We start from the raw sequence: 21,810 nt of genomic DNA on the forward strand, positions 1-21,810 counted from the left end.
CGTGGCCGGGCTCACACCGTCGCCAGCGCGATGTCGGGATCGGCGGAGTCGGATGCGGCGGGCTCGATCGGGCGGCGCGGATCGACCACCGCCCAGGCGATCGTGCCGACCAGCACGATCGCAGCGCCGGTGCCAAACGCGGCGACCCAGCCATATTGCGCCGCGATCCAGGGGGTGAGCGACGAGGTGATCGCCCCGCCCAATTGGCAGCCGACGTTCATCAGCCCCGACACGACCCCGGTATGCTGCCCGGCAATGTCCGCCGCCGCCGACCAAAAGCTGCTCTGCGACAGATAGATCGCGCCGCCACCCATCGCGAGCACCAGCACCGCCAGCGGCGCATTGTCGACGCGCGAGCCGATCAGCAGGAAGATGCCGGTCAGCACGAACGCGACCATCGCCAGCCCCGATCGCCCGGCATACAGCCCGCGCCGCTTCGAAATCGCATCGTTGAGCACGCCGCCGAGCAGGCACCCCGCGGTCATCGCCAGGAAGGGCGCCATGCCGAAGATCGCGCTCGACTTGAGGTCGAGCCCGCGCGCTTCGGCGAGGTAGATGAAGAACCAGCTGAAGAAGATCCAGATGACATAGCCGAACGCGAAATAGCTCAGGAACAGCCCCCAAACGTTGCGGCTCGACAGGATCGCCTTCCACGGGATCGCCACCTGCGCGCCGAGCGACGCCGCGGGCAGGCCCGCCTTGATATGCGCTAGCTCCGCGGCATCGACGCGGTCATGCTCCTCGGGCCGGTCGCGCGCCATCGCGTACCAGATCGCGGCGACGATCAGGCCGATCGCGGCGCAGACATAGAAGGACGCGCGCCAGCCGGCGAACAGGATCACCGCGGTGATCAGCGGCGGGGTCAGCCCCGACCCGGCGCCGACTCCCGCGAAGATCAGCCCGTTGGCCTTGCCGCGCTCCTGCACCGGCACCCAGCGCGAGATGAACTGGCTGCTCGAGGGATAGACCGCCGCCTCGCCGATCCCGAGCGCGAAGCGGACGATCACCAGCATCAGGATCGCGTTCTGGCCGTCGGGCGGCACCAAGGCGGTGGCGACGCTGAACAGCCCCCACCACACCAATGCCCAGGTCAGCAGCTTGCGCGGGCCGTAGCGCGCGGCGAGCCAACCGGCGGGCACCTGGAACGCGGCATAGCCGAGCAGGAACGCACTGAAGACCCAGCCGAGCCGAGTCTGGTCGATGCCATATTCCTGGCGCATCTGGACGCCCGCGACCGAGATGTTGGTGCGATCGAGGAAGGCGACCGCGCTGATCATGAACAGCAGGAACACCAGCTGCACGCGTACCCGGGAGCGTTTGCCCGCCACCATGATCTACCTCCCCAGTCCTCGCGTTGTGTCGCGAAATATCCTATATGATTCGTATCTATGCTGGTTATACTGGCGCGTAAAGGCCGGACAGGCACAAATAGGGGAGGGGTGGATGCGGCGTTCGACTCTGGGTTCGACACTCGTGCTGGCGTCGTTGGCGATCGCGCAGCTGGCGGCACCCGCCGCCGCGCAAACGCTGGCGCAGCGGATCGGCCGTACCGACCCGGCCAAGATGCGCGAGCTTCGCGCGGTGCATGAGGGCGCTGGGAAGATGCAGTTCCAGCCGTTGCTCGGCGCCGATGCGGTGCGCAGCAACCTGGTGTTCGTCCATCGCGGGGTGATCCTGCCCAAAAGCGGCATCGGCCAGCATTATCACCACCAGGGCGAAGAGATGTTCGTCATCCTTGACGGCGAAGCGCAGTTCACGATCGACGGGCGTACCGCGACGCTCGCTGGGCCGGCGGCGGTGCCCGATCTGCTGGGGCATGCGCACGGCATCTACAACGCCACCGACAAGCCGCTCCAATGGCTCAACATCAACGTCGGCTTGGCCAAGGCGTACGACAAGTTCGACCTGAACGACCCGCTCGACAACGCTACGCTTGATCGAATCCCGCAGTTCGTCTCGCTGCGGCTCGACCGCGCGCTGCTCAAGCCCGTCGCGGCGATGGACGGCGGCACCGGCACGGTGCGCTATCGCCGCGCGCTCGAGCCGACGGTCTTCTCGACCGCCTGGAGCTTCGTCGATCACCTGGTCGTGCCGCCCGGCGCCAGCGTCGGCAGCGCGTACATCCCGGGAATGAGCGAAGTCCTCTATGTCGTGTCGGGCGCGGGCGAAGTGACGGTGGCGGGCGAGACTGCGCCAATCACTGCGGGGGACGCGGTGCCCGTCAATATCGGGCAAGCGCGCGCGATCCGCGCCACCGGTGCCGCGCCGCTCGAATTGATGGTGATCGGCATCGCCGAGGATCTGGCCACCAAGGCCGACTATGTCGCGCGCCAGCAACGGCCGCGCTGAGGAGAGGAATGCCCATGCAACGACGAAATCTACTGAAGCTGCTGGCGCTTGCCGGCATCGGCGCCGGCACCGGGGCCGCCACCGCCGCGATGCCGCAGGGCGCGGCGAAGCCCGCCGCGCGGAAACCGATCGTGCTCTATTGCGACCTGGCGATCGACCCCGCGCGCGAAGCCGAGATGCTCGATCATTTCCACCGCCGCTTCCGCCCCGCCGCCGAAAGCTATCGCGGGCGCGGCTTCCTCGATCTCAAGATGCTCAAGCTGCGCAACGTCATCCAGGGCGGCCCCGCACTCGCGCCGGGCATCAACTATCGCTTCCAGCTGACCTATGAGAGCGAGGAGCAGCGCCAGGTGTGGGCGGGGTCCGATCTCCACCAGCAGGTCTGGCCGCTGATCGAGAATACCGTGCTCAACCGGGACTATCTGGTCCTGCTCACCGACGCCGTTTGAGGAGCCTGCCGATGCGTCCCATCGCTACCGCCGTCGTTGCGGCGTTCTCAGTGCTTGCCCCAGCCGCTGCGCAGGAGCCCGCACGCACCGCGCGGATCGAGCGGATCGATCCTGCGCTCGACACGCTGATCGCCGCCGATGCGCCGATCGAGCGCGTCGCCACCGGTTTCGGCTTCACCGAAGGGCCGCTGTGGCATGACGGGAAATTATGGTTCTCCGACGTGGTCGGCGACAAATTGCGCACGGTCGATCGCGCCGGCAAGGTGACCGAGCTGCTCGCCAATTCGGGCGGCCTTGCCAACCCGCCCGCGGGCGCGAGCATCGGATCGAATGGGCTTATCCCCGATCGCGACGGCAGCGTGCTGATGGCGCAGATGGGCGCGCGGCAAATCGTCCGCGTCGATGCCGCGGGCAAGGTCACGCCCTTCCTTTCGGCCTATCAGGGCAAGCGGCTCAACAGTCCCAACGACCTGGTCTACGCCCCCGACGGTGCCTTGTGGTTCACCGATCCGCCCTTCGGGCTGTTCAACGGGATGGACAAGGATCCCAAGAAGGAGCTGCCGAATAACCCGGTGTTCCGCTACGCTGGCGGCAAGCTCGAAGCGGTGATCACCGATCTGAAGCTGCCCAACGGGATCGGGCTCTCGCCCAAGGGCGACACGCTCTACATCGCCGATTACGGGCAGGCGACGATCTTCGCCTACAAGGTCGCGCGCGACGGCGCGGTGTCCGACCGGCGCAGCTTCTTCGCCTTTCCCAAGGGGCCGGGCGGCGGGGCGGACGGGCTCAAGGTCGATCTGCGCGGCAATGTCTGGGCGACCGGGCCGGGGGGGATCTGGATCTTCTCGCCCGCGGGCAAGACGCTCGGGCGGATCCACATGCCCGAGACCGCGGCGAACCTCGCGTTCGGCGAGCAGGGCGACGCGCTGTGGATCACCGCGTCGACGAGCATCTATCGCGTACCGATCAAGGGCGTCGGCGCGCTCCCGCGCTTTGCCCGCTAAGCCGCGAGGGCGGCAGCGATGCCGCCCTCGACCGGCTCAGTCGATGCGCGTCAGGCTGCGCTTGAAATGCGCTTGGCGCGCGGCATAGCCCGCCGCCGACAGCCGCAGCGCCGCGATCGCCTCGGGCGACAGCTCGCGCGCCACCTTGGCGGGCGATCCGATGATCAGGCTGCCGGGGGGGAAGCTCTTCCCCTCGGTCACCAGCGCCCCCGCGCCGACCAGGCAATCGTCGCCGATCACCGCGTTGTTGAGTACCGTCGCGCCCATGCCGACCAACACGCGGTTGCCGATCGTGCAGCCGTGCAGGATCGCGTGATGGCCGATCGTGCAATCCTCGCCGACGCTGAGCGGCACCCCAGGATCAGAGTGGAGCATGCACCCTTCCTGCACATTGGTGCGGTCGCCCAGCACGATCGGGGTGTTGTCGGCGCGGATCACCGCGCCGAACCAGATACCCACCTCATGCCCCAGCCGGACATCGCCGATCACGTCGGCCGATGGCGCGACCCAGCTGTCGTCGGGCACCTGCGGCGCGGTGCCGTCGATCGCGTAGAGCGGCATCAGCGCGCTGCCGCCGCGGCGTCCACCGGCGCGGCGCGATGCGCGGCGAGATAGTCGACCATGATCTTCTGCTCCTCGGGCTCGAGTTCGGCGCCGCGGTCTATCATCGATTGCACCGTCGCTGCCCAGGCCGCGGGCGTCTTGCGGACATCGGTCACCTGTGCCGTCGAATGGCAATAGCCGCAACGCTCGTTGATCAGCTCGAGCCCGGGGCCGGGCGGGGGCGGGGCCGCGGTGCTTTGCTGCCCGGCCAGCGCAGTGCCGAGGCCGCCAAGGGCTAGCGCGAGCAGCGGCAATGCGATTTTGGGGATAAGCATGGGGTACCTCATGGCAGGGTATAGACGACGACTTCATCGGCCGTCGCCGCCTGGAATGCGAAGCCGCCGGTCGCGACCACGCCGACCGCTTGGCGGCCATCCTTCATCGCGAAGGTCATCGGCGTGCCGTAGTTCGATGCGGGTAGCTTGTCGGACCACAGCAACTTGCCCGTCCGCGTCTCGAATGCGCGGATCATCGAATCGCGCGTCGCGCCGATGAAGGTCAGCCCGCTCGCGGTGGTGATCGGCCCGCCCGCGCTGATCCCGCCAGCATCCTTGAGCGCGGGGTCCTCGTTCGCGCCGAGCACGCTGCGCCACACAATGTCGCCGCTGTTGACGTTGACCGCGACGAGCTCGCCCCAAGGCGGCTTGCTGCACGGATTGCCCGTCTCGGGATCGAGGAAATAGGCATAGCCGCCCTTCAGGCCCCAGCTGCCATCGGGCTGCTTCTCCATCTGCTGCGGACTGGCGAGGTTGTTGATGTTGACCACATACAGCCCGGTCGCGGGATCGAACGATCCGCCGCCCCAGTCGATGCCGCCGAAGCTGCCGGGGAAGAACGCCACCGCCGAATCGGCGCGCAGCGGCTGGAACGCCTTGCTCGCGACCACCCCCATGTCGGCGACGATCTTGTCGCAGGTCGCGCGAAGCGACGCGGGCGCCGTCACCATCTCGTCCATGCTGAACGTGAGGCGACTGAGCGGCGCGGGCTTGGCGGGCATCGGCTGGGTCGGCCAGGGCTGCTCGCCCGGCACGTCGGTGTCGGTTGGGACGGGTACTTCCTTGACGTCGTACAGCGGCTTGCCGGTCACGCGATCGAGGATGAACATGATCGCGGTCTTGTTCATCACCGCGATCGCGGGGATCGTCTTGCCGTCGCGCTTGACGTCGATCAGCGTTGCAGCGGGCAGATCGACGTCCCAGATGTCGTGGTGCATCGTCTGGAAATGCCAGAGATATTTGCCCGTTGCGGCTTCGACCGCGACGATCGAATTGCCATACAGGTTCATGCCTTTGCGATCGCCACCCCAGCGATCGAAGGTCGGCGCGCCCACGGGCAGATAGGCGATGCCGCGCTGGTCGTCGACGACGACGAAGGTCCACACATTGTTGCCCGATCGCCCTTTCCAGCTATCGCCCTCCCAGGTGCCGAAATTGGCCTCACCCGGCTGCGGAATGGTGTGGAAGGTCCAGGCGAGCTTGCCCGTCACCGCGTCCCAGGCGCGGACGTCGCCCGCCGCGCCCTTGGCCGGCATTTCCTGGACGCGCGACCCGGTGATGATCAGGTTCTTGTAGACCGCCGGCGGGCTGCTCATCCCCAGCGGGGCGCGCGTGCCGTTCATCACCTCGGGGGTCTTCATGTTGACCGCGCCCGCCTCGCCGAACCCGGCGGCGGGCTGGCCGGTCTTGGCGTCGAGCGCATAGAGCTTGCCCGTCCGCGTCCCGAAGACGATCCGCGCGCCGGTCTTGCCGTCGCCCGGCCAATAGGCGACGCCGCGCGTCGATGCCTGGTCGTTGCCGGGGAAATTGAACACCCAGCGTTCCTTGCCCGTCGCGGCATCGAGCGCGACGACACGGCGATAGGGGGTCGACAGATACATCGTCCCGTCGACCACCAGCGGCGTCGCTTCGGACGCGGAGAAGCCGGTCTTGAAGCGTTCGGGTACGCCGTCGGGCATCGGGATCGAATCGGCGGTCACCCCGGCGGGGCGCATGTGATACGACCACAGCTTCTTGAGTTTGCTGACATTGGCGGGCTTGATCGCGGTCAGCGGCGAGTGCCGGGCATGGCCCTCGTCGCGGCCATAGCTGGCCCAGTCGCCTTTTTGCTGTGCTAGCGCGGGGAGTGCGGCCAAGGCCATGGCAAGGGATGCGCCGGACAACAGGGCGCGGGAAGGTCGCAGCAATGGCATGGGCATTGGCAGGGGCAAGGCATCTCTCCACTTCGTCTGCTTTTCCGGTTCGGGCCCGGCGGCAAATCGCGTTGCGCCCATCGATAGACCGGCTATAAATCATATACAATATGATCTACGGCAGTTTTAAGCTGCGATGAGGAGAGGTTTGTCGATGTCCACTTTGCCACTTTCGGGCCTGCGCGTGCTCGACATATCGCAGGTGATGGCAGGGCCGTTCTGCTGCATGATGCTGGGCGACATGGGCGCCGATGTCATCAAGATCGAACCGCCCAAGACCGGCGATTCGACGCGGCACTCGATGGGGTTCCGGTTGAAGGGCGAGGATAGCCCGGGCTTCCTGGCGCTCAACCGCAACAAGCGCAGCATCACGCTGAACCTGAAGGACGATGCCGACCGCGAAGTGCTCTACGCGCTGGTCAAGACCGCCGACATCCTGGTCGAGAATGCCCGGCCCGGCGTCGCGGCACGGTTGGGGATCGATTACGATACGCTCGCGGCGATCAATCCGCGGCTGGTCTATGCCAGCATCTCGGGCTTCGGCCAGACCGGCCCCTGGGCGCAGCGCCCGGGCTTCGACCTGATCGCGCAGGCGATGTCGGGAATCCTCAGCTCGAACGGCTTCCCCGGCATGGAGCCCGCCAAGAATTCGATCGCGGTCGCCGATCTCGGCGCCGGGCTGTTCAGCGCCTATGCGATCCTCAGCGCGATCATCGGCCGGCAGGCGAGCGGCAAGGGGCAATATATCGACGCGTCGCTGCTCGAGGCGGCGATGGGGCTGTCGATCTGGGAGACCACCGAGTTGTGGGGCACCGGCAAGGCGCCGACCCCGATCGGCTCGGCCAACCGCATGTCGGCGCCGTATCAGGCGGTGCAGGCATCCGACGGCTGGTTCGTCATCGGCGCAGCGAACCAGGGGCTGTGGCTCACCTTCCTGGGGGTGATCGGTCGCCCCGAGCTGCAGGAGGATGCGCGCTATTCTACCAATGCCGCGCGAGTGCAGAACCGCCAGATCCTCATCGACGCTCTCGCGCCCACCTTCCTGACGCGCACCAAGCAGCAATGGATCGACGCGATGCTGGCGGCGGGCGTCCCCGCCGCACCGATCCTCGATTATGGCGAGGCGGTCGAAAGCGAACAGGCGGTCGCGCGCGACATGGTGCAGATGATCCCGCACCCGGTCGAAGGCGAGTTCAAGGCACTGGGCTTCCCGGTGAAGATGCGCGGCACCCCGCAGGAAGTGCGGCTGCCGCCGCCCTTGCTCAACGAACATTCGGCCGCGATCCGCCAGGAACTGGTCGATCGCGGGCTGCTCGCCGCGCCGAGCGAGGCAGCCGAATGAGCGTGGGGCAGATCACCACCACCCGCGACGGGGCCGCACTGCACGTCCGCTTCGACAACCCCTCAGCGCACAATGCGCTGACCGGACAGATGTGGTTCGATTTGCGCGACGTCGCGCTCGGGGTCGCAGCCGATCCATCGGTCCGTGTCGTCACCTTTCGCGGCGTCGGCGGCAAGGCGTTCATCTCGGGCACCGACATTTCCAAATTCGCCGACTTCACCACCGGCGAACAAGGCATCGACTATGAGCGCGGCATCGACGAGTGCATGGGCGCGATCGACGCGATTCCGTGCACGACGATCGCCGCGATCGAGGGATGGGCGGTCGGCGGCGGAATCAACATCGCCAGCGCCTGCGACTTCCGCATCGCCACCCCCGACGCCAAGTTCGGCTCGCCGATCGGGCGGACGATCGGCAATTGCCTGTCGGCGGCGAGCGTCGCGCGGGTCGGCGGCGCGGTGGGGGTGCAATTCGCCAAGCGGATGGTGCTGCTGGGCGAGATGCTGACCGCCGAGCAATTGCTCGCGAGCGGCTTCCTGCTCAAGCTGGTCGAACGCGGCGCGATCGACGGCGAATTGGCGGCATTATGCGCGCGCGCGGCGGAGAATGCGCCACTGACGACGCGCACGACCAAGGAAACGATCCGCCGGATGACCTTCGGCGACCTGCCCGCGATCGAAGCGCTGGTCGGCGAAGTCTATGGCAGTGCCGACTTCCGCCGCGGGGTGGCCGATTTCCTCGCGAAGACCAAGCGCCTACCCGATTGGGAGGGGCGCTAACCACCCCTGCCGTCACCCCGGACTTGGTGCGGGGCCCAGCTTGCCCCCCGCGGCGGCAGTGGTTGCTGCGCGGTGGACGCCGGACCAAGTCCGGGGTGACGGCTATTGGCTGACCTCCCCCCGTTACCAGCTCACCGCGATATACTTCGCCTCGCAATATTCGAGCATGCCGTGGTGCGCGCCCTCGCGGCCGAGGCCGCTCTGCTTCATCCCGCCGAACGGCGCGGCGGCGTCGGACACCAGCCCGCGATTGACCGCGACCATCCCGCATTCGATCCGCTCGGCCAGCTGCAATCCGCGCTTGAGATCGCCGGTATAGACATAGGCCGCCAGCCCATATTCGGTGGCGTTGGCGAGCGCGACGGCTTCGTCGACATCGTCGAACGCCATCACCGCCGCGACCGGGCCGAACACCTCGGTGCCGAGGATTTCCGAGCCCGGCTGGACATTGGCGATCACCGATGGCGGGTAAAAGAAGCCCGGCCGGTCGAGCGTCTTGCCGCCCAGCCGCACCTCGGCGCCGCGATCGACCGCGTCGGCGACCAGCCGCTCGATCTTGTCGATCGACTCCTGGTTGATCATCGCGCCGCACTGGGTCGCTGCGTCGGTCCCTGCGCCGACCGTCAGCGCCCCCATCCGCTCGCACAGCTTGGCCACGAACGCGTCATGGATTCCGCGCTGGACATAGAAACGGTTGGCCGCGGTGCAGGCTTCGCCCGCGTTGCGCATCTTGGCGACCATCGCCCCCTCGATCGCTTCGTCGAGATCGGCGTCGTCGAGCACCAGGAACGGCGCGTTGCCGCCCAGCTCCATCGACGAGCTGATGACCTGGTCGGCGGCTTCGCGCAGCAGGATGCGGCCGACCTCGGTCGACCCGGTGAACGACAATTTGCGCACCCGCGGGTCGTGCAGCATCGCGCTGCACGCAGGGCCGGGATCGCTGGTGTTGAACACGTTGACCACGCCCGCAGGCACGCCCGCGCGGCGCATGATCTCGGCCACCGCCAGCGCGGTCAGCGGGGTTTCCTCGGCGGGCTTGAGGATGCAGGTACAGCCCGCCGCCAGCGCGGGCGCGATCTTGCGCGTCGCCATCGCTGCGGGGAAATTCCACGGCGTGATCAGCAGTGCGATGCCGATCGGCTGATATTGCACCATGATCCGGTTGGCGCCCGATGGCGCCATCGTCAGCTCGCCGTTGATGCGCACCGCCTCTTCGGCATACCAGCGGAAGAATTCGGCGGCATAGGCGACCTCGCCGCGCGCGTCGGTCAGCGCCTTGCCGTTCTCGAGCGAGATGATCTGCGCCAGCCACTCCTGCTGCGCCATCATCGCGTGGAAACAGGCGAGCAGGATTTCGGCGCGCTTGCGCGGCGGCGTCGCGGCCCAGCCCGCGGCCGCCGCATCGGCGGCATCGACGGTGGCGATCGCCTCGTCGACCCCGCCATCGGCGATCGAGGTCAGCACCTCGCCGCTCGACGGATTGACGACGTCGATCCGCTTGCCCGAGGCGGCGGGCGCCCAATGCTCGCCGATCAACAACTCGGTGGGGATCGCGAAGGGGCCGGTCTGCCCGGCGGGGGCGAAGCTGTTAGCGGTCATGATCGGGTTCCGTCAGATGGCGACAAGGCGGTGGCGCTCGCCGGCATAGGCTGCCTGCGTGATCGCGCGCATCGCGGTCAGGTCGAGCGGGCGCGGGTTGTTCTTGATGAGCCGGGCGGCGTCGAGCGAATGTTCGGCGACGAATTCCTGCTGGTCTTCGCGCAAGCCCAACTCGGCAAGCGATTTGGGGATGCCGATCGAGGCGAGCAGCGCCGCGACGGCTTCGATGAACGCCTGCGATCGTTCCTCGACGCTGCCGTCGGGCAGTCCGACCAGCGTCGCCAACTCGGCGAAGGCTTCGGCGCAGGCGGGGCGGTTAAACTGCATCACGAAGGGGATCAGCGCCGCGACCCCCGCGCCGTGCGCGGTGTGCGTCAAATTGCCGATCGGATATTGCAACGCATGCGCCGCCGCCGTCCCCGCAGTGCCGAACGCGCAGCCCGCGGTGAGCGACGCGAGCATGACCCCCTCGCGCGCTTCGATGTCGTTGCCGTCGCGCCAGGCGCGCTCGAGGAACTTGAACAGATTGGCGATCGCCAGCTTGGCAAAATGGTCCGACAGCGCGTTCTTGCCGACGAACACATGCTGCTCGGTCAGCATCGCATCGCCAGTGCGCGGCGCCGTGGTGAAGGATTCGATCGCATGCGTCAGCGCATCGGCGCCCGAGATCGCGGTGAGCGACGGCGGGCACGACACGGTCAGGTCGGGATCGCAGATCGCGACCTCGGGGATCAGATACGGGCTCGCCACGCCGACTTTGGTGCCGCGCCCGGTATCGGCGACCACCGCGACCGGCGTCGCCTCCGAGCCGGTACCCGCAGTGGTCGGCACCGCGATCAGCGGCAGGACGGGGCCGGGCACCGCGAACTCGCCATAATAGTCGCTCACCTTGCCGCCATGCGCCAGCAGCACCGCGACAATCTTGGCATGGTCCATCGCGCTGCCGCCGCCGATCGCGATCACCAGATCGGGCGCGAAATCGCGCGCCGCATCGATGCAGGTTTCGATCGATTCGACCGGCAGGTCGGGAATGACGCCGTCGAACACCTGGGTGGTGACGCCGTGCGCCGCCAGATCGGCGAGGATCTCGGCGAACACCGGTTGCGCCGCCTGGCGGCCATCGGTGACCACCAAGGCGCGACGCCCCAGCCGCGCACTGGTCGATCCGAGCGCGCCGCGCTGGCCGCGCCCGAACAGGATCGTCCGCGGCAGCCGTGCCGCACCGAAAAGCGATAGGGGCTGGGTCACTTGCTTCCCACGGTCTTGAGATAGGCGACGAGGTTCGCCTGATCTTCGGGTTTGGTCACGGGCGGCGCCATCATCTTGGTGCCCGGCACCAGCTTCGACGGCCCAGCGACAAAGCGCGCGATCGTCGCATCGTTCCACACCAGCTTCGAATTCTTGAGCGCGGCCGAATAGCTATAGCCCGGCATCGCCGCGGCAGGACGCCCGACGACCCCCGCCAGGCTGGGGCCGACCCCCTTCTTGCCCGGCACTACCGAATGGCACGCGGCGCAGCGCGCGAAGACGGTCTTGCCCTTGGCGGCATCGCCCGGCGGTGCCACCGGCAGCGCGGTCGCCGCGGCAGCGCCCAGCGTCGCGACGGCCATCGCGGCGCAGGCAATCGACATACGGATCATCATATTCTGTACTCGCTATACTAGGCGCCCGGGGCGCTTCAGATATCGGTTGGTGATGGCGTCGGCGGCCCAGAAGGCGAGCGCGCCGACCGGGCCGGTCGGGTTGCGTCCGGCATTTTGCGGCAGCGCGCTTGCGCCCAGCACGAACACATTGGGCACGTCCCACGACTGGCAATATTTGTTGACCGCACTGGTGCGCGGATCGTCGCCGAACACCGCGCCGCCGGTATTGTGCGACGTCTGATACGGCACCGATGAGAAGCGCCGCCCGGGGATCAGCCGTCCCGGTGCCGGCGTGGCCGAAGCCTTCTTGCCGCTCATCTCGGCGGCGATCTGCTGGCAGATCGCGGTATTTGCGGCGATGATCTTCTGTTCGTTGGCCTGCCAGTCGAAGGTGACGCGCAGCAGCGGCCGGCCCCAGGCATCGCGATAGGTGGGATCGAGATCGAGGAAGTTCTGCCGGTACGACATCACCGCGCCCTGGAACCCGACCCCGGTCGAATGCTGATAGCCATCGGCCATCGCCTTCTTCCACCCGGCACCCCAGCGCGGTTGGCCAGGACCCGTCGGGTGATAGTTCAGCGGATCGCCGCTGTTCTGGCCCGCGCTGATGCCACCGCCGGCGATATAGCCCGCCTTGCCGAAGTCGAAGTTATCCCCGTTCCAATCGTCGATCCAGGTGCCGAGCGCGCCGGATCCCATGAACGGGTTGATGAAGGTGTCGCGCGGCACCTCGACGCGCGCGCCGCCCAGGCTCTGGAAGGCGTAGTTGCGCCCCACCACGCCGGTATTGCTCTGCGCGTCATAGGGCTTGCCGATCCCCGAATACAGCATCAGCTGGACGTTGCCGGTAACGAAGGCGCCGAGCACCACCAAATCGGCGGGCTGCTCATATTCGCGCCCGCGCGCGTCGACATAGGTGACGCCGGTCGCGCGCTTACCCTCGCTGTCGAGGTTGACCTTCATCACCATCGAATTGGTGCGCAGCTCGAAATTGCGGTTCTTGCGCGCCAGCGGGATCATCGTGAAATGCGGGCTCGCCTTGGCGTTCGCCTCGCACCCGTAATTGGTGCAGTGGCCGCAATAATGGCACTGGCCCAGCGCCACGCCGTCGGGGTTCACATAATCGCCCGAACAATTGGCGGTGGGGATGGGGAAGGGGTTGTACCCCAGATTCTTGGTCGCCGCCTCGAACATCACCATGCTCTGCGCCGCGGTCATCGGCGGCAGCGGGAATTCGTTGCGGCGCGGCGCCTCGAACGGGTTGCCGCCGGGCTGGATCTTGCCGCGCAGATTGCCCGCCTTGCCCGAAATGCCGCAGACCTTCTCGAACCGGTCGTAATAGGGCTCGATGTCCTTATAGGCGATCGGCCAGTCCTGCAGGTGCATGTCCGACGGGATGATCGACCGCCCATATTTCTCGACCGTGCCCGACAGCATCCGATGTTCCCATTCGGACCAGCGCCAGGTGAGCCCCGACCAATGCGCGCCCGATCCGCCGACATTCGTGCCGGGGATGAAGAAGCCATATTGCCGCATCGGCAGCGCGGTCTGGCTGGCGTCGTTGCGGAAGGTCACCGTCTCCTTCGACAGATCCTGCGCTAGTTCGAGCCGGCGCGAATATTTGAGCGCGTCGTGCGATTGCGGCGCGGCGAAATCGGGGCTGGTGTCCTGGAACCGGCCGCGTTCGAGCATCACGACCTTGAGGCCCGTCGGCGCCAGTTCCTTGGCGACGATTCCGCCGGTCCAGCCCGACCCTACGATCACCACATCGACGGGGGGAAGCTTGACTGCCATCAACCGAAATCCTGGATCGACATGGGTTCCTCGACGCGGAACGGCTTGTTGCGCCATTCGGCGATCTTGTCCGAATACATTTCGCCGACTCCGGGATAGCCCAGCAGCTTCCACGACGCCTTGCCCTTGTTCCCGCCATACAGCGGATCGGCGAAGAAGCCGTCCATCGCGAGCTGGAAGAGCATCCGGAAGAAGACCGGCGTCGGCACCACCTCGAGCGCGATCTTGTCGGCCTCGAGCGCGGTGACGATCGCCACGCGCTCGGCATCGGTGACGGTATCGAAGCTGTTGTCGGCATAGGTGTTGCGGACCACCGCATTCGCCTCGGCGATGCCGAGCCGCACGATATCGGCAGGCGTCAGCGCCGACTGGTACCCCTGCTCGGGGGTTCCCTCGACGAACGGGCCTTGCAGGTACATCGTCCGGCCCTGGCCCCAGGCCGAATATAATTGGCGATCGATGAAGGTCGCGACGCCGAGCTCGCTGCCCTTGGCGGACAATTCGTCGGCGGGGATCAGCGTGTCGACAAAGGCTTCGACGAACGCCGCCTCTTCGGTGTCGAGGAACATATAGCCCGCGGGTGCCGCGTCGGTCGCAGGGGCAGGGGTGCGCCCCGCCATGGCGTGGCCGGCATGGCCGCCCGATGGCGGCACCGGATTGGCGCCGGTCTGCGCGACGGGGTCGGTCTGCTGTGCGCCGAGCGTACCCGGCACCGCTGCGGCGCCCATGCCCAGCCCTGCGAACTTCAGCAGCGTCCGACGGTCGGTGAGCTTGTGGTCGGTCATGGCGCAGGGGGTCCTTCGACATAGAGCGGGCGCGATGCGTCGATCCGCAGGAACAACGCGGCGGCGATCAGGCACAGCACCGCGAGCACCGCGAACGCCGCGAACCACCCGCTCGCGCTGACGATATAACCGGTCACCGCCGCCGCGATCGCCGCGCCGATATTGCCGAGCGTGTTCATCACCGCCGACACCGAACCGGCATATTCGCCGCCGATGTCGAGCGTGACCGCCCACGAGACGCCGACGGTCAGTTCGAGCCCGAACAGCGCGACGCAGAAGCACAGGATGCTCGCGATCGGTGCTTCGATCGAAGCAGCGAGCGGGATCATCGCGGCGGCGATCAGGAAGCCGATGATCGCCACCACGCGGCGCGCCATCTTGAGCCCCGCGCCGCGCTTGACGAGCCGGTCCGAGCTCCAGCCGCCGGCCAAGTCGCCGACTACCCCCGCCATCAGCGGCATGCTCGCGAACAGCCCCATCATCGCCAGGTCATAGCCGCGCGCGTCGTGGAGATATTTGGGGAACCAGGTCAGGAAGATGTTGATGCAATAGGCGTAGCAGAAATACATCGCCGACAGCGTCCACAGCTGCGGCTGCGCGAGCAGCTTGCGCCAGGGAACGCTGCTGCGCGGCTTGCCCTGGCCGAGTTCGCCCTCGATCAGCGCGAGTTCGGCGGCGTTGACCGAGCGATGCTCGCGCGGGGTGTCGCGATAGAACCAGAACCACAGCCCCGCCCAGGCGACGCCGATCAACGCAAACGCAACGAAGGGCATCCGCCAGCCGAAGCTGACGATCAACAGCGCGACGAATACCGGGGTGATCGCGCCGCCCAGCCGCGCGCCGGCATGCGTCAGCCCCTGCGCCCAGCCACGCTCGCCGGGCAGGGTCCAGCGCGACAGCGAACGCGTGGCGATCGGGAAGGCGCCCGCCTCGCCCATGCCGAACAGGAAGCGCGAAACCATCATCGATCCCGCCGACCAGGTCAGCGCGGTCGCCGCTGTGAACATCGACCACCACAGCACGACCCCGGTCAGCGCCCGGCGCGGGCCGAAGCGATCGCCAAGCCAACCGCCGGGGATCTGGAACAGCGCATAGGCGATCTGGAACGAAGCGAAGATCCACCCCATCGTGACCAGCGAAAAGCCGAACTCTTCCTGGATCGAGGGCGCCGCGGTCGAGATGACGACGCGGTCCATATACGTGATCAGATAGGCGAGCACCGTCATCCACAGGACGACATGCCGCGTGCGCGTCGGGCGCTGGGCGGACTCGGTGGCGAGCGTCTCATCGGCGGTGAGGGGGGTGTTCATTTCGGCGCCTCGCCGCAGGCGTCGGCGGGGCGGCCGACGCAGGTCTGCCAGATCGTCGGCAATTTGCGCCCCGCGACATAGACGGTGCGGATCGCGCGGGTGTTGCGGATATCGGCGGTCGGATCGCGGTTGAGTACCAGCAGGTCGGCCCATTTGCCCTTTTCGACGGTGCCGATGTCGCGTGCGTCCAGGAAGCGTGCATTGGTGCCCGTCGCCGCGGTCAGCGCCTGCAGCGGGGTCACCCCGGCCTTGACCATCAACTCCAATTCCCAATGCGCGAAATAGCCGGGAAAGCGCGCGGTCGGGCCGCTATCGGTGCCCATGCCATAGGTAACGCCGGCCTTGGCCATCGTGCCGAAATTGGCCGACGCGTTGCGCAGTGCGGCGGGGTATTTGGCGAAATGCTTGCCCGTTGCCAACCGCTGCTGGCGCTCGGGGCTTTTGAGCGCGGCGATCGTCGCGGGGGCGACGCCGCGCGAGAAGAAGGGCTCGTCGACGAAGGGCAGCAGCTTGTAGGTGAACGACGCCTCGCGGCTAAGCGTCGAGGCGATCTGCCACACATCCTTCGCCTTCATCGACGTGAGAAGCGCAGGATCGACCGCGCGGTCGCGTACCTGGTGCATAAAGCCATCGACATCCTGGCCGACCAGCGCGGTCGCGTTGTCGTGGTAGAAGATGTGCGCCACCGCCTTCTTGCCGAGCTGGTGCGCGGTATCGATCGTCGGCTTGCTGATCGAATTGGGCATCCGGTCGGCCAAGTCGCCGAACTCGTCATCGACCCACAACTTCACGAAATCATCGCCCTTGGCGACTTCGCGCTGGACCATCGCCTGCGCTTCGGCAGGGGTGGCGACCGATTGTTCGAGCCCGGGGACGCCGCCATAGCTGCCCTTGAACACGACGCCGCGGCCCGAGGTGAAGGCGCGGGCGCTGTCGATCCGGCCGATGCGGCGCTGATCGGCGATGACGCGGTGGATGTCGTCGCCGTCGGTGCCGAGCGTGTAGACCGAGGTCACGCCATAGGCAGCGTACAGCTTCAATTGCTGCTCGATATTGTCGCCGTCGTAATATTTGGTGAAGTTCTGGTCGATCCCGTCGACCAGCCCGAGATGGACGTGGGCGTCGATCAGGCCGGGCATCACGAAGGCGCCGCGCAGATTTTCGCGCTTGGCGCCGCGCGGGGCCCGGATCCGGCTGGCGGGGCCGACTTGCGTGATCCGCCCGTCGACCATGACCAGCGACCGATCGCGCTGCGGCACCGAGCCTTTACCGTCGATCAACGTGAAATGTTCGAGAACGACCGTTTCGGCACGCGCAGTGGCTTGCGCCATGCAAAGCGTGACCGCGACGGCTATCATGCCAACAGGCCGCAGCTGTGATCGCCGCATCGCCCTCTCCCTATTTTCGTATCCTATACGATTCGAACTATGGGGGTGAGCGGGGTGTGTCAAGCGATCATCGGCGGTTACGCCGGTGCGGCTTCCTCGTTCTCGGCAAGCACGCTGTCCATCCGCTGCTGCGAGCGTTCGAGATGTTCGAGCACCGCGCGTTCGGCGGCGCCCGAGTCGCGCGCGACGAGCGCGTCGATGATGATTCGATGCTCGGCCGCCGCCTCGGTGGGGGCGTTGGTGCGATACAGCACGCGGAAGATGTTGAGATGGGCGTGGAGGCGCTCGACGGTCTCGGCGATCAGCCGGTTGCCGCTGAGCGTCGCGATCAACCGGTGCAGCCGGTCATCGGCCTCGGCGAAGCGTGGATAGGCGCTCGAATCGCCGTCGACGACGCTCGACATGTCGCGGTCGATCGTTCGCAGCACGTCGATCGCCTCCTCGGTGATCGCTTCGGCGGCGCGCGCGGCGGCATAGGGCTCGATCAGCTGGCGCAGCGTATAGAGGTCGCGGACTTCGTCGCGGGTCATCTGCGGGCTGGCGCGATAGCCGATATTGGGCACCTTGCAGACCATCTTCTCGGCTTCGAGCTGGCTGAGCGCTTCGCGGATCGGGGTCTGCGATATATTCAACCGGCGCGCGACCTGATCGATCGCGATCCGCTCGCCGGGGGCGATCTGCAGCGTCATCAGCGCGGTGAGCAGGTGGTCATAAGCCTGCATGACCATCGTCGGGCCGGCCGAGGGCCGGGCGCCCCGCGGGCGCGGCGCGGCGCCGTCCACCAGCGCATTGGGGTCGTTATAGGTCTGCCGCATCGTCGTTTCGCTTCGTAACAAGTATCTATACATGACCTATAGGATATTATTCTCCTGCGAAAGGGGCCGCAGCGGACCTGTGCCTGCCCAACGCACACCCTTTCGACCATCTTGCAAAATTCAGCGAATCGTAGGTCGCGGCCAGTGCGATCGCGACAGGGGGTCGCTTGGGAGGCGATTGGCGGGGCGGACCCGGTAGGTTGTCGGACAATATGCGAAGGGTGGATGGCAGATGCGCGAACCTGACTCCGAAATCTCTTTGGGCGATTCCGCAGGATCGGCAAATAATACGCACGAAGCGTCTGTTAAAATGTCCAGACCGGTAGTCCACCGATAGTCAGAAACATATCGTTATGGCTCATATAGTCCCACTCTATTGACTAATAGACCAGTATACCGAAGTAAAAAGCATATGCTATAGTATCTCGTGGTCAATAAATCAAATCAGATACGATTTGTTAAAAACCGCTTGAAATCTTTTCTCAGACATCTAATCCAATGCGGATAGAAATTCGCTTACGGCAAGCGGCGGTCTGCGCACCCTGAGGAAGGGGCGCGGCCCGTCGCGAGCACGATAAATGTCGATATCAATCCGGGAGATGATGTGATGCGAAACGGCGTTAATGGGTCAGGCCGCGCGACGGCGCATATTCGGTTCGCGAGCGTTCTGGCGATTGCGTGCTGCCTCGCGACGCCGGCGATGGCGCAAGAGGCCGCGCCCGCCGCTCCCGACGAAACGGCGCTTCCCGCGCAGGCCGAAGCCGACAGCGCTGCGTCGGTGCAGGACGTCGTCGTTACCGGTTCGCGCATCGTCTCGAGCGGCTTCAACGCCCCGACCCCCACGACGGTGATCGGCGACGCGCAGATCGAAGCCAACGCCCAGCCCAACATCTTCACCACCGTGTCGCAGCTTCCCTCGCTCCAGGGTTCGAGCGGTACGCAGGTCAACACCTTCAGCACCTCGAGCGGCGCGCAGGGGCTCAGCTCGTTCTCGCTTCGCGGCGTCGGCGCGATCCGCACGCTGACGCTGCTCGACGGCCAGCGCGTCGTCGGTGCCAACGTCACCGGTTCGCCCGACGTCAGCCTGTTCCCGCAGCTGCTGATCAAGCGCGTCGACATCGTCAACGGCGGCGCGTCGGCATCCTATGGCTCCGATGCGGTCGGCGGTGTCGTCAACTTCATCACCGACACCCGGTTCAAGGGCGTCAAGGGGAACGTCCAGGGCAGCATCACCGATTATGGCGATGACGAATCGGTCCTAGTCCAGCTCGCGGCGGGCACCAGCTTCATGGAAGATCGCCTGCATCTGGTCGTCAGCACCGAATATGCCGACGAAGCAGGCGTCGGGCCGGGCGAGTTCGGCATCGACCTTGCCAATGGTCGCGACTGGTACACCCAGCGAACGTTGGTCAACCGCGGCGTGCTCAACGACGGATCGCCGCAATATGTGATCCGCGATTTCGCGCAGTCGATCGGCTTTACCAAATATGGTTTGATCACCGCCGGCCCGCTGCAAGGCATCGCCTTCGATCAATCGGGCAGCCCGTTCGAGTTTGATTACGGATCGAACGGCGTACCCTCGGGCAATGCCGCGGGGACCGTCATCGGATGCTTCGCCGGCTTCTGCGAAGGCGGCGATCTTTCGGGCAACGTAGATGCTGGGCGTTCGCTCAAGTCGGGCATCGAGCGGATGAACAGCTATGGCCGGCTGGGCTTCGATTTCCTGCCCAACAACGAGGTCTATCTGTCGCTGAGCGTCAGCCAGGTGAAGACCAACAACCAGCCGATCAACGGCCAGAACCGCCCCAACCTCACGATCCAGTGCGCGAACCCGTTCGTGCCTGCGTCGGTGAGCGCACAATGCGCGACCGCGGGCATCACCAGCTTCCGCTATGGCACCAGCAACGCAGCACTCGGCAACACCCAGGTTTCGACCGACCGCCGCCAGTATCGCGGCGTCGTCGGTATCAAGGGCGCGCTGCCGGTGGGCGGCAGCGACTGGAATTACGACATCTATTACCAGCACGGCACGACCTATGCCGATATCGATGTCGACAACATCCTGCTGTCGAACCGCTTCAACCAGGCGATCGACGCGGTGATGCTGAACGGCGCGATCGTGTGCCGCAGCGCCGCAGCGCGCGCGAGCGGTTGCCAGCCGCTCAACATCATCGGCGGCAATCCGTCCGAGGCGGCGCTGCGCTATGTCCAGCCCGAACAGGGACCCTATCAGCGGACGCGACTGTCGCAGGACGTGATCGGGGTGAACTTCTCGGGCTCGCCGGTCGATCTGTGGGCAGGACCGTTGTCGGTCGCGTTCGGTGCCGAGTTCCGCCACGAATTCTACCGCGTCGAAGCCGATCCCTATGGCGCGGGCATCACCAATACGCCCAACAATGCCGACTACCCCTTCGACCCGGTCCTGCTCGCCGACGGTAACAACTGGTATGCGGGCAACTACAAGAACGGCAACGGCGCCTATGGCGTCAAGGAAGCCTATCTCGAGCTCGACCTTCCCGTCATCAATTCGGACGCGATGGGGCGTGCGAACATCAACGGCGCGGCGCGCATCACCGATTACTCGACCTCGGGCACCGTCTGGACGTGGAAGATCGGCGGCACCTGGGATCTGCCGATCGACGGGCTGCGCATCCGCGGCGTGACCTCGCGCGACGTCCGCGCGCCCAATTTGTCCGAGCTGTTCGCGGCGCCGGTCACGACGACGCTGCCCAATTTCTTCGATCCGTTCCAGAACCGCAACATCCTGGCGCTGCAGAACTCGATCGGGAACACCGAGCTGCGGCCCGAAATCGCACGCAACACCAATTTGGGGATCGCGCTGTCGGGCGCATCCTGGCTGCCGGGGTTCAGCGTCTCGGTCGATTATTATTCGATCAAGATCGACGACGTCATTTCGAGCATCGGCGCCGGCCAGATCGTCGATCTGTGCTTCCAGGGGCTGGTTCCCGAGACGTGCAGCGCGTTCAACCTGAACAACACCAACGGCCCGAACTTCATCAACGTCCAGGCCTTCAACCTGGCGTCGATCAAGACCAGCGGCTTCGATATCGAAGCGGGCTATCGCTGGGTCCAGCCGCTCGGCCTGCCGGGCAGCTTCTCGGTTCGCGCGCTGGCGACGCATGTGCGCGAGTTCATCACCGATACCGGTTTGCCTAACACCGTGCCGGCCGACAGCGCAGGCGTGAACCTGGGCAACACCCCCGATTGGAAGTGGCTGGCGACGCAAAGCTACGAGAACGATAATTTCTCGCTGCTGGTGCAGGAACGCTGGTTCAGCGACGGCAAGATCGGTGCGAACTATGTCGTGTGCGAAGCGGGCTCGTGCCCGGTTTCGACCTCGAACGCCCCGACGATCGACCAGAATTTCGTCCCCGGCGCCTTCTATCTCGACATCGGCGGCACGCTGAACGTGACCGAGGACGTCACCGCCTATTTCAAGGTCGACAACCTGCTCAACCGCGATCCGGCGCTGTCGCCCTTCTTCTCGAACCCTGCGCTGTACGACATGCTTGGCCGCACCTTCCGCCTGGGGATGCGCTTCAAGATGTAAGCCGGTCGATCGGGCGGTCGGCCAGCAGCGGTCCGTCCGCCGATCGCAAGGGACCGCGCCCCGTGGCGCGGTTTTTTGTGTCCGGGGACGATCGATGCCGCGACGATTCCGCCGGTCAGCTGCGGCGGGTGCTCATCGCCGCCGATCGTGTCGCGCAGGAATGCCAGCGCCGAGGGCGGTCCGTGCCGTTT

The 21,810-nt window shown here is 66.3% G+C and carries 18 protein-coding genes; 6 read left to right on the forward strand and 12 right to left on the reverse strand.

Features of this window, described 5'->3' with window-relative positions; genetic code table 11:
• Positions 1–11: 11 nt before the first annotated feature.
• Positions 12–1,331 (reverse strand): MFS transporter, encoded by a 1,320-nt coding sequence (locus NMP03_RS02505; protein WP_256506970.1) that lies wholly within the window; start codon positions 1,329–1,331, stop codon positions 12–14.
• 112 nt (positions 1,332–1,443) lie between these two features.
• Between NMP03_RS02505 and NMP03_RS02510 the strand changes: the two genes are divergently transcribed.
• Genes NMP03_RS02510 through NMP03_RS02520 form a run of 3 tightly spaced genes read left to right on the forward strand, consistent with a single transcriptional unit; the run spans position 1,444 to position 3,802 of the window.
• Positions 1,444–2,349 (forward strand): cupin domain-containing protein, encoded by a 906-nt coding sequence (locus NMP03_RS02510; RefSeq protein WP_256506971.1) that lies wholly within the window; start codon positions 1,444–1,446, stop codon positions 2,347–2,349.
• A 14-nt stretch (positions 2,350–2,363) separates the two neighbouring features.
• A complete protein-coding gene (locus NMP03_RS02515) occupies positions 2,364–2,798 on the forward strand; it encodes a hypothetical protein (RefSeq protein WP_256506972.1) in 435 nt (144 codons plus the stop codon).
• 11 nt (positions 2,799–2,809) lie between these two features.
• On the forward strand, positions 2,810–3,802 hold the full coding sequence (locus tag NMP03_RS02520; RefSeq protein WP_256506973.1) for an SMP-30/gluconolactonase/LRE family protein: 993 nt from the start codon (positions 2,810–2,812) through the stop codon (positions 3,800–3,802).
• A gap of 36 nt (positions 3,803–3,838) precedes the next feature.
• Here the strand turns inward: NMP03_RS02520 and NMP03_RS02525 are convergent, their stop codons facing one another.
• The 3 genes from NMP03_RS02525 to NMP03_RS02535 are packed head-to-tail and all read right to left on the reverse strand — an operon-like array spanning position 3,839 to position 6,542.
• Positions 3,839–4,363, reverse strand: coding sequence for a gamma carbonic anhydrase family protein (locus NMP03_RS02525; protein WP_256506974.1), 525 nt, complete (start codon positions 4,361–4,363; stop codon positions 3,839–3,841).
• Positions 4,363–4,680: a hypothetical protein gene (locus NMP03_RS02530; protein ID WP_256506975.1), complete on the reverse strand. Its 318-nt coding sequence runs from the start codon at positions 4,678–4,680 to the stop codon at positions 4,363–4,365. The genes NMP03_RS02525 and NMP03_RS02530 overlap by 1 nt, the downstream gene beginning before the upstream one ends.
• Positions 4,681–4,688: 8 nt before the next feature.
• Positions 4,689–6,542 (reverse strand): outer membrane protein assembly factor BamB family protein, encoded by a 1,854-nt coding sequence (locus NMP03_RS02535; RefSeq protein WP_256506976.1) that lies wholly within the window; start codon positions 6,540–6,542, stop codon positions 4,689–4,691.
• A gap of 205 nt (positions 6,543–6,747) precedes the next feature.
• Between NMP03_RS02535 and NMP03_RS02540 the strand changes: the two genes are divergently transcribed.
• Positions 6,748–7,935: a CaiB/BaiF CoA transferase family protein gene (locus tag NMP03_RS02540; RefSeq protein ID WP_256506977.1), complete on the forward strand. Its 1,188-nt coding sequence runs from the start codon at positions 6,748–6,750 to the stop codon at positions 7,933–7,935.
• Entirely contained in the window at positions 7,932–8,714 is a 783-nt protein-coding gene (locus NMP03_RS02545) for an enoyl-CoA hydratase (RefSeq protein ID WP_256506978.1), read from the forward strand. The genes NMP03_RS02540 and NMP03_RS02545 overlap by 4 nt, the downstream gene beginning before the upstream one ends.
• Positions 8,715–8,837: 123 nt before the next feature.
• Here NMP03_RS02545 and NMP03_RS02550 read toward each other — a convergent pair whose 3' ends face one another.
• From NMP03_RS02550 to NMP03_RS02585, 8 genes are all read right to left on the reverse strand, one after another.
• Positions 8,838–10,313, reverse strand: a complete 1,476-nt coding sequence (locus NMP03_RS02550; RefSeq protein WP_256506979.1) for an NAD-dependent succinate-semialdehyde dehydrogenase — start codon at positions 10,311–10,313, stop codon at positions 8,838–8,840.
• Between the two features lie 12 nt (positions 10,314–10,325).
• Entirely contained in the window at positions 10,326–11,561 is a 1,236-nt protein-coding gene (locus tag NMP03_RS02555; RefSeq protein WP_256506980.1) for an iron-containing alcohol dehydrogenase, read from the reverse strand.
• Positions 11,558–11,956 (reverse strand): c-type cytochrome, encoded by a 399-nt coding sequence (locus NMP03_RS02560; RefSeq protein WP_256506981.1) that lies wholly within the window; start codon positions 11,954–11,956, stop codon positions 11,558–11,560. Before NMP03_RS02560 ends, NMP03_RS02555 begins: the two co-directional genes overlap by 4 nt.
• A 12-nt stretch (positions 11,957–11,968) precedes the next feature.
• The gene (locus NMP03_RS02565; protein ID WP_256506982.1) at positions 11,969–13,750 is read right to left on the reverse strand and encodes a GMC family oxidoreductase; all 1,782 of its coding nucleotides are present in this window, start codon (positions 13,748–13,750) and stop codon (positions 11,969–11,971) included.
• A complete protein-coding gene (locus NMP03_RS02570; protein ID WP_256506983.1) occupies positions 13,750–14,535 on the reverse strand; it encodes a gluconate 2-dehydrogenase subunit 3 family protein in 786 nt (261 codons plus the stop codon). Before NMP03_RS02570 ends, NMP03_RS02565 begins: the two co-directional genes overlap by 1 nt.
• A complete protein-coding gene (locus tag NMP03_RS02575; RefSeq protein ID WP_256506984.1) occupies positions 14,532–15,845 on the reverse strand; it encodes an MFS transporter in 1,314 nt (437 codons plus the stop codon). The genes NMP03_RS02570 and NMP03_RS02575 overlap by 4 nt, the downstream gene beginning before the upstream one ends.
• Positions 15,842–17,233 carry an amidohydrolase family protein gene (locus NMP03_RS02580; RefSeq protein WP_256506985.1) on the reverse strand — a complete coding sequence of 464 codons (1,392 nt, stop codon included), beginning with the start codon at positions 17,231–17,233 and terminating at the stop codon, positions 15,842–15,844. The genes NMP03_RS02575 and NMP03_RS02580 overlap by 4 nt, the downstream gene beginning before the upstream one ends.
• A 77-nt stretch (positions 17,234–17,310) precedes the next feature.
• Positions 17,311–18,048 (reverse strand): GntR family transcriptional regulator, encoded by a 738-nt coding sequence (locus NMP03_RS02585; RefSeq protein ID WP_256506986.1) that lies wholly within the window; start codon positions 18,046–18,048, stop codon positions 17,311–17,313.
• Positions 18,049–18,655: 607 nt separating this feature from the next.
• On the opposite strand from NMP03_RS02585, the gene NMP03_RS02590 reads away from it, so the two are divergent.
• Positions 18,656–21,619, forward strand: coding sequence for a TonB-dependent receptor plug domain-containing protein (locus NMP03_RS02590; protein ID WP_256506987.1), 2,964 nt, complete (start codon positions 18,656–18,658; stop codon positions 21,617–21,619).
• Positions 21,620–21,810: the final 191 nt, after the last annotated feature.

The sequence above is a fragment of the Sphingomonas qomolangmaensis genome (genome assembly GCF_024496245.1).
Lineage (GTDB): Bacteria > Pseudomonadota > Alphaproteobacteria > Sphingomonadales > Sphingomonadaceae > Sphingomonas > Sphingomonas qomolangmaensis.

Excerpts from the sequence above, each read along its gene's own strand:
- NMP03_RS02560 (WP_256506981.1), bottom strand. The coding sequence starts at position 11,956 with ATGATGATCCGTATGTCGATTGCCTGCGCCGCGATGGCCGTCGCGACG.
- NMP03_RS02535 (WP_256506976.1), bottom strand. The coding sequence starts at position 6,542 with ATGGCCTTGGCCGCACTCCCCGCGCTAGCACAGCAAAAAGGCGACTGG.
- NMP03_RS02565 (WP_256506982.1), bottom strand. The coding sequence starts at position 13,750 with ATGGCAGTCAAGCTTCCCCCCGTCGATGTGGTGATCGTAGGGTCGGGC.
- NMP03_RS02580 (WP_256506985.1), bottom strand. The coding sequence starts at position 17,233 with ATGCGGCGATCACAGCTGCGGCCTGTTGGCATGATAGCCGTCGCGGTC.
- NMP03_RS02520 (WP_256506973.1), top strand. The coding sequence starts at position 2,810 with ATGCGTCCCATCGCTACCGCCGTCGTTGCGGCGTTCTCAGTGCTTGCC.
- NMP03_RS02545 (WP_256506978.1), top strand. The coding sequence starts at position 7,932 with ATGAGCGTGGGGCAGATCACCACCACCCGCGACGGGGCCGCACTGCAC.
- NMP03_RS02540 (WP_256506977.1), top strand. The coding sequence starts at position 6,748 with ATGTCCACTTTGCCACTTTCGGGCCTGCGCGTGCTCGACATATCGCAG.
- NMP03_RS02505 (WP_256506970.1), bottom strand. The coding sequence starts at position 1,331 with ATGGTGGCGGGCAAACGCTCCCGGGTACGCGTGCAGCTGGTGTTCCTG.
- NMP03_RS02550 (WP_256506979.1), bottom strand. The coding sequence starts at position 10,313 with ATGACCGCTAACAGCTTCGCCCCCGCCGGGCAGACCGGCCCCTTCGCG.
- NMP03_RS02515 (WP_256506972.1), top strand. The coding sequence starts at position 2,364 with ATGCAACGACGAAATCTACTGAAGCTGCTGGCGCTTGCCGGCATCGGC.
- NMP03_RS02585 (WP_256506986.1), bottom strand. The coding sequence starts at position 18,048 with ATGCGGCAGACCTATAACGACCCCAATGCGCTGGTGGACGGCGCCGCG.
- NMP03_RS02510 (WP_256506971.1), top strand. The coding sequence starts at position 1,444 with ATGCGGCGTTCGACTCTGGGTTCGACACTCGTGCTGGCGTCGTTGGCG.
- NMP03_RS02575 (WP_256506984.1), bottom strand. The coding sequence starts at position 15,845 with ATGAACACCCCCCTCACCGCCGATGAGACGCTCGCCACCGAGTCCGCC.
- NMP03_RS02525 (WP_256506974.1), bottom strand. The coding sequence starts at position 4,363 with ATGCCGCTCTACGCGATCGACGGCACCGCGCCGCAGGTGCCCGACGAC.
- NMP03_RS02590 (WP_256506987.1), top strand. The coding sequence starts at position 18,656 with ATGCGAAACGGCGTTAATGGGTCAGGCCGCGCGACGGCGCATATTCGG.
- NMP03_RS02570 (WP_256506983.1), bottom strand. The coding sequence starts at position 14,535 with ATGACCGACCACAAGCTCACCGACCGTCGGACGCTGCTGAAGTTCGCA.
- NMP03_RS02530 (WP_256506975.1), bottom strand. The coding sequence starts at position 4,680 with ATGCTTATCCCCAAAATCGCATTGCCGCTGCTCGCGCTAGCCCTTGGC.